The organism is Methanosarcina sp. 1.H.A.2.2 (genome assembly GCF_000979975.1).
Taxonomy (GTDB): Archaea; Halobacteriota; Methanosarcinia; order Methanosarcinales; family Methanosarcinaceae; genus Methanosarcina.
Window position 1 is genome coordinate 1 of the sequence record NZ_JJQL01000095.1, and the last position, 10,809, is coordinate 10,809.

Genomic DNA, 10,809 nt, shown 5'->3' on the forward strand with positions numbered 1-10,809 from the left:
ACCGGAGTTTATACTTTATGATTAAAAGTGATATCATTCGGCTTATTTTTCATAGGGTCTAACGAATTTTAATTATTTGTCACCAAATCTTACTCATATTACATAAGAAATAAAAATATCAATAGGATTATTTATGGCAAAATTAATAATAGAATAATTCAAAGAATTTATATGTATTTAGGGTCTAATAAATCTCATGCATTTCAAGATCAAAACTATAAAAGGTAATAAATATCTTTATGTCATCAAGAATGAATGGATCGATGGAAAAGTCGTTCAAACAATTCAAAAATATGTTGGAACCGCGGACCATGTTTATGAGCTCATAACAAAAAACACTGAAAAAAAGGTAGCTTCCTACTCTTTTGGTAAACCAGCTGCCTTACTCAAGGCAGCTGAAGAAGTGGGACTAATCAAAAGTCTGAACAAACACATTGATCGGAAAAACATAAAAGGTCTCACACCAGCAGAATATCTTCTCCTAATCATCATCGGTAGATCTGAACATTCCTTAAGCAGAAATGTTCTTGATGACTATTTTAAAGAAAGTTCGCTTCAATTTTTCATGAAGCCAAAGTACAAACTCTCAAGTCAAAACTTCCTTAATTACATGGAAAAATTGGATGAAGAAACAATCCGCAAAATCGAACTTGACATCTCTCAAACCTTGATCAAAAAAGGAATAAGACCAACCAAGCTAACATTTGATACAACTAACTTTTACACTCACATCGAGCATGGGGAGGATCTTCCAAAAAAAGGTTTTTCCAAAGATAAACGATATGATAAGAACCTCATAGGTGTTGGTTTGACAACTTCAAACGGAAACCTTCCTTTTCAGACAATTACGTATCCAGCAAACGTTCCTGATGTAACTTTGTTCTCCGATCTGATTGACAGTATCTGTAAACGTATCGAAGAGATAGGGATTCCTCTTAAGGAAATAACAATTGTTTTTGATAGAGGAATGAACTCTACAGATAACATAGAACATGTTCTGGATAAAATGCACGTTGTTGGGGCTTTACCTTCTTCGATGTGCAAAGATTTATTCCATGTTCCTTTGTCCGATTTTGAAGAAGAATGGATAAATGGAAAACAGAATATCATCAAAGCTCATCGCGTAAACGGAAACTGGTATGGTAAAGAGTTTACTGGAGTCATAAAATACACTGAAATTACTAGTCGAAAACAGATGCATGAGTGGGAAATTAAAAAATCTGATATCCTGCGGAAGATTGAAGAAATAGGCTCAAAACTTAACCGTAAAGGAAAAGGCAGAAAAATGACCGCAAAAGGTCTCATGAATCGTGTTGTTGATGCAATTCCAAAGCAATATAGAGGTCTCTTTGATTATAATGTCGTTGAAAAAGAGGGAGAGTTACAACTTAATTTCAGTTTAAATGATGATCAGGAAAAAGAGTTTCTTTTAGGGATGGGAAAGACTGTTGTGTTTACTGATAAGGAAAATCTTGCAACAAAAGAAATTGTGGACATGTACGATTCCCGAAACATGATTGAAGAGGATATAAAGTGGCTGAAAGACAAGTTACTGATACCGATAAAGCCTGTGTATGTAAGAAAGGATGTGAAGATCAGAGCTCATGTGTTTCTCTGTGTAATGGGGTTACTGCTACACAATTATTTGCTTCATTTGATCGATGACCAGGAGCTAACAATTCAAAAGCTGGCCGATAATCTTGAAAAGATAAGAATGGGATTAGTATACAATGGAAAAGGAGAGGAAAACGCAGAATTTGTCGTAGAGGAAATGAATAAAGAAACTGCGGAGATCTTTACAAAACTTCAACTTGGGGAGTATATCCCAAGTTGAAGTCGTCAACTTAATTAATTTTTTGTTAGACTGTAAATAATCATAGCCAAGAGCCTTTCTTTTTTAAGATCTTAGAAACTCCGGTTTGAGAATAAAATTGGTTTTGGGATGAGCTCATAGATAATTTGCACAACCTTTTTTTTAAAGTTGCCCTAAACAAAAATTAGTTCATTTCTAGAAAGTAAAGTTAATAAAAAAGTGTATGTTTTTGCAGAAATGATGCACTACATCTGTTTTTAGAAAGTCGCCCCAGCAAAAAAATCTCTATTTATACTCTGTTGAATATTTAACAATATTTATATAGGCTGCCACTTTTTCATAATATACCATAAGGTGCTTAAAATAGATGATATTGTGGAAATAGAATATATTTTATCTGGTATATTAGTTATCCTCTTAATAATTGTACCCATTGGTCTTTTAAGACATTATACTCTTAAAATTTATAATAATGCTTATACTTTTAGTGATTTTGCCAAATGGATGTTCTCATGCTTATTACTTTTCTTTTTGTATTTAGCAGGGGAACCTTCGTTAACATTAGAATCTATAATAGAGATTTCTTTAGGTTATATTGGTTTGTTATTAGCTTTTGTAATTCTATTCTTTCTACTTCGAATTGAAGAAAGAGGCTTTGACTATAAGTATATAAAAGGTATTTTTCTTTCATTTATAATTTATCTATTTTTAGAGACTCTCTATTTTTCTAATGCTACCCACAGCTCTTTTCTCAAATCTTTTTCCTCTAGCTTTTATATTATATCGCTTTTCTTATTCTTTGCGTATAGTTTAAAAATATTATACAATTTTTTTGAAAAAAAAGAGAATATTAGATACCCTCTAATTTTGTTTACTCTTTTGGCTAACCTCTTTTTAGTAGGAACAATAAAAATTGGTTTTTATGAAAGTCTGAACCTTTTACTTCTTCTGATTGCGATGATACTAACAGTAGGTTTTGTATTTTATATGAATTGGTTAGAAATATGGATAAAACCCAATTCAAACGAAAAAAGCATAACCTCTATGGGGTCTAGCAATTATTTTATAAGTAGTATCTTTAGTAAAATTTCTGAATATGAAAATAAATTTTTAAATAAACAAATTCCTATTGAAAAAAGTGAATATTGTTTATATGACGAAGTTATTGATGCCATACTAAATAGTAAAAAATTAGACCTTAAGAATTATAACCTAAAACAACTTCAATTCATGTTAGTTTGTGTAAATCAACGGATAGATATTCTTCTTCAAGAGTTGTCTACATCTCAAAGTTATACTTTTACTGGGATAGCGTTAATAGTTGCTCCATTCGTTATATATTATAATTCATTTTCTAACTATTTTGTATATTCTCCAATTTCAGAGCCTATTACTCTCCCTAACTTAGAAAATCTACTTTCAAAAACACTTCATTTTGGTATTATTACAAGAGCCTATATTGGACTTATACTTATGTATATAGTATTCACTTTATTTACAGTATTTTTTTCTTTAGGTAATCCAAGCAGTAGAACAAATGTTTGGATACAGAAACATAAACGAATTAATATGTTATACGGATTTATTCCAGTTCTATTTGCACTTTTTATGGTGAAAAATTGGTTACAGTCAAGTGAAATAGATACACGCATGGTAGAAAGTGGGTTTATTTTACTGGCTGGTTTAGGTTGTTGTAAATCAGGAAGTATAATAAAAAGATTCTGTGAAAGAAGATTAGACAATGCATACAGACTAGTAATAGATATCAATCACAAAATAATATTTTCTGAAGAAAAACCTAGACAGTATCTCAAGGATGAATAAATATAGTGAAATCCAAAAAATTAAATTTCAATAATTAATCTGTCAACAATTAATAAGTGATTGAAAAATATCTATTATCTTACCAAAATTTCCATCAGGGTTTATTCTCTATAACTTTGGGTAAGAGATTACTGAATTGTACTAATAGATGTAAAATAAATTAGAGTTTACAACTCTTTTACCACCTCTCCTTAAGCTATTTTTTACTGCAAAATTCACAATTTCCTTTGATGCCGTTTTACTATTTTACTGTAAAATTTACACTTTCTCTTGATACCGTTTTACTATTTTTACTGTAAAATTTACATTTTTACATTTTACAGTAAAAGTATACACATTTTTACTTTTGACTTGAAACCAATGCTTCCCACTTGTTTACTCTATCCAGAACATGAGCGTTCAGACTAAACGGCTTATCTGACTTGGCGTTCTGCTTCATGTAATGCAAAGTACCTTTAGAAAACCCTAATTTCTTCCATTTCGCATAAGCAAGTGGAAGAATCTTCCTGGTCACAGTAGGTATTAATATCAGAATTTAATGTGCTTTCTCTCACATATTAAAAATATTAGTAACAAAGATAAATTATTTGTGTTGTTAAAATGTTTAATAATATATGACAGAAAATTTACAGAAAATATTGAAAGAAATCATAGCAGCAATCTCTGTTATAGCAGGAACAATAGCAATATATCATGTTCTTGCAATTCAGACAAACATACTATCCAGTTTCTTCAAACATCTCCCTTATGTACTGAGACCACCTTTTGTCCTGTTTTCTCCAGGAATTCTTGCAGCAATAATGTATAGATTATTCACCAAAAACACTGCAAAAATATTACTTGTCAGCATAATCACAATTGTATTATGGATCTACTGGTTCTCTGCTATCTACCCTGCATTAATCTATAATTAACAACAAAGAGCATGTGAACTAGGTCATACTTAATTTCGTTTAACTTGTGTATATTTTTAACCAGTACGTTCCATGTCTTCAACACCCTTCCCACATTTCCAGCCTTTACATAACGTGATCATTAAGAGTAAATGGCTTATCACTTTTTGCGTTCTGCTTCATGTAATGTAAAGTACCTTTAGAAAACCCCAGTTTCTTCCAATCAACATATGAAATATTGAGAATCTTTTGCCTTATGTCATAAGAATCAATTCTCTCAATTTCATACTCAGGCTTAACAAAGTCCAGTTTTTCCTTTTTGCTTGTAAGGTAATGAGCTAATTCTCTTACTTTCAGAAAGATAACATAGCTCCATGTGCTTTCTTTTCCCTGGTAACTTACTTTTTTATTCAGCATATTGGAGAACTCATTAACAATCTTCCTGGCTCCTGTAGGCTTTAGCCTGAGATTGTAATTCTCAGTTCTTATGAAGTCTTTACTTTCCATAATTCCACTTTCAACCAGGCTGATAACTGCAAGATCCACAAGGAACCTGAAAGGCTCCTGAAGATCATAGGCTAAGCTGTTTTTGCTGGGGTCATTTTGTGCAAAACTCTCTCCGCAAGAGCCGCACCGAATTAAGTATAGGGATTTGAGGTTCCAGCCAGTGATGATGTGAATGTCCGGTCCGGCAGCTATCGTGAATTATAATAATTCAGAATGGCCCAATGAACCTTATACCATAAAAGATATGTATTTACAAATATCAATTAGTTATTAATCAATAACTTTTTGTTATGAAAAAATAACTAAAAAACAAAATATTACAGTATATTCCAAATCTACCGGAGGCAAAGAAATGGCAGAAGCAGCAAGTTCTGATAAAGCAAAACCTTCCCCAACTCTCAATACAATTCTTATGGTAGAAGATACTCTAAAAAACAGCCCGGACAGCGTTGTAACAGTTGCGGAACTCAAGAGAATGCTGCCAAGGCAGGTAAATCACAATACACTGATGGTCATTCTGGATTATTTAGAGCAAGGAAATAAAATTGCTGTTGGACTTAAGGGAATAACCTGGATTCACAGCAGGAATGAAAACTTAAGAAAGGCCGTGGTTCAGGGACTTGAACTATGAAAGCTGTCAGAGTAATCCTTACTCCAGAGGCTGCAGATGTATATCATAATTTCATGAGCAAAGCAGCAGACTCAAAGCAGGAGGAAGTTATCCTTAACGCATTCATTCAGAAAGTAGAGCTGCTAAAGGATAATGTTCACTATGGGCAGCCTATTGCCAAAAAACTGATTCCTGCCGAATACAGGACCAGATATGGAATTACAAACCTGTTTAGAGTGGAGCTTCCTAATTTTTGGAGAATGCTTTACACGCTTACAGCAGGAGATTCAGGCATTGAAATTATCGTACTGGTTCTTGACATAATTGACCATAAAAAATATGACAAAAAGTTTGGATATAAAAAGTAAATTAGTGATTTACAAGTTTTGTCTTCTTTTGCATTTTATCTCGATGAACCAAACCTGAAAAAGAGAAGTAGCAACATTTCAGGTTAAAAAATAGCTGTTTTTCAGATTTTGGAAACGTATTGAATTTTCTATACAATAACTTCTTGATAATTGTGATTTTTCAGAACTTTCGGCACACTGCCGGTTTGAATTTTTATAGGAGATCTGTAGCTTCTGTTTTTGTATGTACTGAGAGTAATAGACAGAAGAAACCAGGAGTTATGCAGTCAGAAATAAGAAATATTGCAATGCTTTTTGAAATCATGTGCCTGAAAAAAGGGTGTTGAGCGGTTAGGGGGTTAGAATATGGGGAGTATTTTTGAAAGAAAATTTGATACCATTTGGGGGCTTGGTATGCTTACTCGTAGAGGGCGATAATTCCCAGAGAGTTAACCACTCAACAGTACCTATTTTTGCTGCTAAGTATTTATGCCTTATGAATTAATCATACTGAACTAAGATCACTAAACTCCGACTTCAAAAATCCATAACTATCATTAAATAAATTGAATCTTCTTCACAAAAACCCTGGAAAAATGGAGAAGAATATCTAAAAATTTAATATATGAAAAACCTGCTGAATACAACAATTCCTCCAATCCCTTATTTTTACTTCGATTTCAAGAACCGCGGTTGTTTCCCTTCTGATTTCTACCTGATCTATAAGAATATCACAGGTAAGAGTCTCACTGGTCAGGCTTTACATGATTTACCTGGCCCCGAGTTTTATAGAAAAAGCTTCAGGAATCTGATCCGGTTTTCCCTTCTGTGTTAACACAATATCAAATTAAAATAGTCTAAAGTTTTAAAGAGTGTTACACGCAGTTCAGTGTAAGCAAAAATTTTAAAACTAATGAAGTGTGATCTAATAATAAAAATGCTTTTCAAAGATAATTATGAGGAATCCCAACTTATAACATATTATTGATTATGTCTGCATGAAGAGCCAGGCAAACATTAATTGGAGGATTTATATTGAAATACGCATTTCAGAGAAAGACTCTCTTTATGATAATCTTGTTTTGTGCAACCGCAGGAATCTTAATAGCACCTGCATCTGCAGATGTTAAATACTGGAGCATATCTCCAGAAAATCCCAGCGTAGGAGACATTATAAAGATCTCCGGTGAAGCTGAATCCAAAGAAATAATTGAAGTATCCATTTTGCATGAAGAAATTGTTCCGGTTTCAGGGACAGGTTACGTTTATCAGATAAACAGTCTGAAGATCCCTCCGGCTGTACGTGGAGGAAAAAGTTTCTTTAGTGTCACAGCAAGTGGAGAAGATGACAGCGTTAAAGTAAAGGACATCAATGTAAGGGTAAAGAAGGGGAGATGGTTCTCCAGGCATGCTGATGCCTCAGACGATTTTGCGGGAATTTCCCAGTCGAATGTGCCTTCCTGGATGAACTATTTAGTGAAAATCGATGGAAATGTTCTCGAAAAATCAGAGGGCAATGTAATTCTTGCGTTCGAGTCCAGATACGAAGCTGTAAAAGCTGACAAGAAAGGGAATTTCAAATTCAGCTATGATACAAAATCCCTTCCCTCGGGCGACTACACAATAACAATAGGGGACGAAAAGAAAGAGTTCTACCTCAGCCCCGCAGAAGACTCCGTGGGAAAAAAGAAGCAGGCAAAATGCCTTTAAGCAGCTTCTTTAACCGCCGCTTTGAGTAATATGGCATTTACATGAAAGGGGCAGCAGGAAAGAGGAATCAGGAAAGAGGAATCAGGAAAGAGGAATCAGGAAAGAGGAATCAGGAAAGAGGAAATTTGACTCCATAGAATCAGAAATAATTCTAAGGAGCCATTCTTTCACACCTTTTATCTGCTGCAAATTCATATTCTGTATGTTTATTTCAAGGACTTTATGTATGTTTATTTCTGTATGTTTATTTCAAGGACTTTATGCATGTTTATTCAGGACTTTTTTAATTCCTTAACGGGAAAGCTCCACCTCAACCCCTGGAATACCTGAAACCGGGAGCTTCCGGGGAGAAAGTAAACAACCGTCCTCAATGTCCGAGACCCTGAATTTCACATCAACCGTCTTTCCTGAAGCCCTGATTTTTACAGTGCCTCCCTTTACAAGCCCCAGCTTGCGGACCATGCCCAGGTTCAGTTCGACAAAGGCGCTGCAATCTTCAACCCCGTGCCACATGAAAGGGGACAGAGAATAAACAAGCGAAGCTGAAGAACATTCAGGACAGGATTCCTCCGGGCAGGACTCATAAATGGACATGGAACAGGCTTCCGGACCAGGTCCCGGTTTTGAACACGGGGTTTCAACTTCAGCCGACACCGGGAAAAATTCAGCGGGTGTCCGGAAGGCAAACTCATCTGCTTCCTTTAACCCGATGACTTCAAACACCTCTTTCCGGACCGATTCAAAATCGAACTGTTTTCCGAAAGCTGCTGCCAGGCTGGAAAGAACATCAAAACCGGAAGTGGAGTTCCCGCCTGCCGAAAGAAGCCTTCCTTCCGCATTGAGTACTGTGCCCTGTTTGCGGTAAAAAGGTTCGGACGCGATTAATATGTCGGCAAGCCTGGAAAATTCTCCCTGTCCGGATGTCTGGACTATCAGGGTGTCCAGCTTCGAGAGAGCCTGTAATGCAGCCTCCCTGTCAGGAGCAAGTTCGAGAAGATCGGATTCCAGGCAGAAGAGAGCCTTTATTTTTCCGGAATTGATGTCCTCAAACAGCTTATCCAGAGTGCGCTGCTTTGTATGGGCTGAAAGCAGCGCTGTTCCTGCAGAGTTTGCAAAGGGCCTGAGGAAGAAGGAGTTTGCGCCGGAAGCCTGCGCAAGGTCCAGGACTGCTTTAATATGTGCCGGATCGGAGTAAGGGTGAATATCGGCTATAAGCACGGAGTCCCGGGAAGGGGATAATGACTTTCCGTACTCTTCCGGCTTCAGGCAGAACTGCTCATCAGCAACAGGCAGATGTCTGGGCCCTATGCAGACGACCTTCGCCCCGTTTTCTTTTGCCCTGAGAACCCTCCTGAGAAGCAGGGGATACTGGGAATAGGGGTCAACAAAGAGAAAGACCTGTTTTGCTTTTTCGAGTCCCTCAAGGGACATTCCCTGGAAAAGTGCAGAGTGCATTTTTGCCGGGAGTGAAGAGTAAATGCCCATCCCGGTCTCTACTCCGGCGCCAAACGCACCTGCAAGGGCTGAGAAAGCTTTCTGCTCTTCATTTGTAGTGTTTCCCACCGAAAAGAAAGCCAGGCTTTCTGCGGGCGCGGTTTTCAGAGCCTCGGCTGCTGCTGATATAGCGGCTTTTAGCTCTGACTTCTGTCCTCTAACCATCGAGGCCTGAGGCTCTGTGTAAGCCTGAGGCTCTGTATAATAGACCGGAAGCTTCAGCCCGAACCTGCAGAGTTTGCCTGCATTTACCGGGGAGCTTTTCCGGAAGTCCACTGAAACCGAAGTTTCCCCGGTTCCTGAGACCATTTCCCTTATATAGAGCCCGCAGGCAAGCCCGCAGCCCGGACATATGCTTGAGTACACATTTTCCCTGTTTTTCACCTGCATGAACAGCCACCTCCTTCATTATCCTCATTGTCTTCGGGTTTCAGGGCAAAAAAAGGCGGGGTCCTGTCGGACATGCCCGGAAGGTACCTGTATTCTTTCTGGACGGGGACGGCAAAGCGCTGATAAAGGCGCGTGAGAGGGATTTCCGCGGGGCAGACGTCTTCACACTGCCCGCAGCCTATACAGGAATCCGAAAGGTGCAGGAAGCGCACCATATGGAAAAGGGACATTTTGTAGCTGTCTGCAAGGGACGAGTAAGCCGTACATTTGGAATCCTCTCCGCAGGTGCAAACCGGGCAGACTGCTTTGCAGGCCCCGCAGTGGATACAGTTTTCAAGCTCCTTCCTGAAGTACTCGAAGCGTTCTTCTCCATTCTCAATCGGGGAAAAAACCTCAGCCTTCCGTTTCTCGCTCATCCCGAGCATTACCTTATTGACCTTTTCCCGGACAGAAATACTTTTTTCATCCGCCTGCATAACTTCGGCAAAGCCTGCACTGACAGCATTTCTGAGGAGCTCTGCCCCTTTTTCAGTCATGACTTCCACAAAGGTGCCCCTGCCTGCAAGGTCACCGGAAACGCCCCAGTTCCCGCAGGCGAGGTCGGCATTTGTTGGGATCTTTACCTGGCAGTAGCGGCAGGAGTCTCTCCTCCCAAGCCCGTCGGCTTCAAGGTCGTCAATGGGAACTGCATGTTCTTTTCCGTCCTTTGTGAAGAAAACCAGCTTTCCTTTTACGATTTCTTCTCCTGCAATCTCTTCAGGGCCAAGCCTGTAGACGGTCTCAAGCATTCTCCGGACCTTTTCAGGGTGCATTGTGCCCCCGCAGTTAAGGCCTATAACGTAAGTGTCCTCAGGGGACAGGGCATTCCTTTTAGCCCTCTCGACAACGGCCCTTGCGTCACACGGTTTTGCGGGCAGGGCTATTTTTCCGGAACAGGTTTCAGGCTTTAAGTACCTGGCAAGGTTTACGGGTACGGAGTGCATAGAGCCTGCTGATTCCAGGACCTCTTTCACGTCCGAGGTAAACACCGGATAGGCTTCGAATTCGCTGACTTTTTTCAGGATGAGCACCCTTTCCACAAGCCCTGTTTCAAGGGCAGATGCAAGCACTGATGTCACAAGCCCTCCTGAAGCTCCGCGCACCCGCACCTCTTCGGATGCAGCCCAGCCGAGCAGCCTGTCCCCGACTTTAATGTCGGCAGCAGCTTTCAGTTCGGACATT

The 10,809-nt window shown here is 38.4% G+C and carries 9 protein-coding genes; 6 read left to right on the forward strand and 3 right to left on the reverse strand.

Translation table 11 applies throughout. The features are described 5' to 3' along the window. Positions 1 to 196: 196 nt before the first annotated feature. The 3 genes from EO93_RS15260 (at position 197) to EO93_RS15270 (ending at position 4,551) form a co-directional block, all read left to right on the forward strand. Positions 197 to 1,834, forward strand: a complete 1,638-nt coding sequence (locus EO93_RS15260) for an IS1634 family transposase (RefSeq protein ID WP_048163435.1) — start codon at positions 197 to 199, stop codon at positions 1,832 to 1,834. Positions 1,835 to 2,188: 354 nt separating this feature from the next. Continuing rightward, positions 2,189 to 3,637, forward strand: coding sequence for a hypothetical protein (locus EO93_RS15265; protein ID WP_048163436.1), 1,449 nt, complete (start codon positions 2,189 to 2,191; stop codon positions 3,635 to 3,637). A 614-nt stretch (positions 3,638 to 4,251) separates the two neighbouring features. Next, complete coding sequence (locus EO93_RS15270) at positions 4,252 to 4,551, forward strand: hypothetical protein (RefSeq protein ID WP_048163438.1); 300 nt, start codon at positions 4,252 to 4,254, stop codon at positions 4,549 to 4,551. A gap of 105 nt (positions 4,552 to 4,656) precedes the next feature. Here the strand turns inward: EO93_RS15270 and EO93_RS15275 are convergent, their stop codons facing one another. After that, complete coding sequence (locus EO93_RS15275) at positions 4,657 to 5,229, reverse strand: CRISPR-associated endonuclease Cas1 (protein ID WP_342764215.1); 573 nt, start codon at positions 5,227 to 5,229, stop codon at positions 4,657 to 4,659. 160 nt (positions 5,230 to 5,389) lie between these two features. Between EO93_RS15275 and EO93_RS15280 the strand changes: the two genes are divergently transcribed. The 3 genes from EO93_RS15280 (at position 5,390) to EO93_RS15295 (ending at position 7,704) form a co-directional block, all read left to right on the forward strand. Beyond that, positions 5,390 to 5,668: a hypothetical protein gene (locus EO93_RS15280; protein ID WP_048163439.1), complete on the forward strand. Its 279-nt coding sequence runs from the start codon at positions 5,390 to 5,392 to the stop codon at positions 5,666 to 5,668. Beyond that, positions 5,665 to 6,015 (forward strand): hypothetical protein, encoded by a 351-nt coding sequence (locus EO93_RS15285; protein WP_048163441.1) that lies wholly within the window; start codon positions 5,665 to 5,667, stop codon positions 6,013 to 6,015. Before EO93_RS15280 ends, EO93_RS15285 begins: the two co-directional genes overlap by 4 nt. 1,014 nt (positions 6,016 to 7,029) lie before the next feature. Beyond that, positions 7,030 to 7,704, forward strand: a complete 675-nt coding sequence (locus EO93_RS15295) for a hypothetical protein (protein WP_156161353.1) — start codon at positions 7,030 to 7,032, stop codon at positions 7,702 to 7,704. Between the two features lie 291 nt (positions 7,705 to 7,995). Here the strand turns inward: EO93_RS15295 and EO93_RS15300 are convergent, their stop codons facing one another. Continuing rightward, positions 7,996 to 9,588: a hypothetical protein gene (locus tag EO93_RS15300; protein ID WP_048163445.1), complete on the reverse strand. Its 1,593-nt coding sequence runs from the start codon at positions 9,586 to 9,588 to the stop codon at positions 7,996 to 7,998. Next, entirely contained in the window at positions 9,579 to 10,808 is a 1,230-nt protein-coding gene (locus tag EO93_RS15305; protein ID WP_048163447.1) for a Coenzyme F420 hydrogenase/dehydrogenase, beta subunit C-terminal domain, read from the reverse strand. Before EO93_RS15305 ends, EO93_RS15300 begins: the two co-directional genes overlap by 10 nt. Between the last annotated feature and the right edge of the window lies 1 nt (position 10,809).

What these genes read in the sequence shown, in the direction of transcription:
- EO93_RS15260 (WP_048163435.1), top strand. Translation starts at nt 197, where the DNA reads ATGCATTTCAAGATCAAAACTATAAAAGGTAATAAATATCTTTATGTC.
- EO93_RS15270 (WP_048163438.1), top strand. Translation starts at nt 4,252, where the DNA reads ATGACAGAAAATTTACAGAAAATATTGAAAGAAATCATAGCAGCAATC.
- EO93_RS15280 (WP_048163439.1), top strand. Translation starts at nt 5,390, where the DNA reads ATGGCAGAAGCAGCAAGTTCTGATAAAGCAAAACCTTCCCCAACTCTC.
- EO93_RS15285 (WP_048163441.1), top strand. Translation starts at nt 5,665, where the DNA reads ATGAAAGCTGTCAGAGTAATCCTTACTCCAGAGGCTGCAGATGTATAT.
- EO93_RS15300 (WP_048163445.1), bottom strand. Translation starts at nt 9,588, where the DNA reads ATGCAGGTGAAAAACAGGGAAAATGTGTACTCAAGCATATGTCCGGGC.
- EO93_RS15305 (WP_048163447.1), bottom strand. Translation starts at nt 10,808, where the DNA reads ATGTCCGAACTGAAAGCTGCTGCCGACATTAAAGTCGGGGACAGGCTG.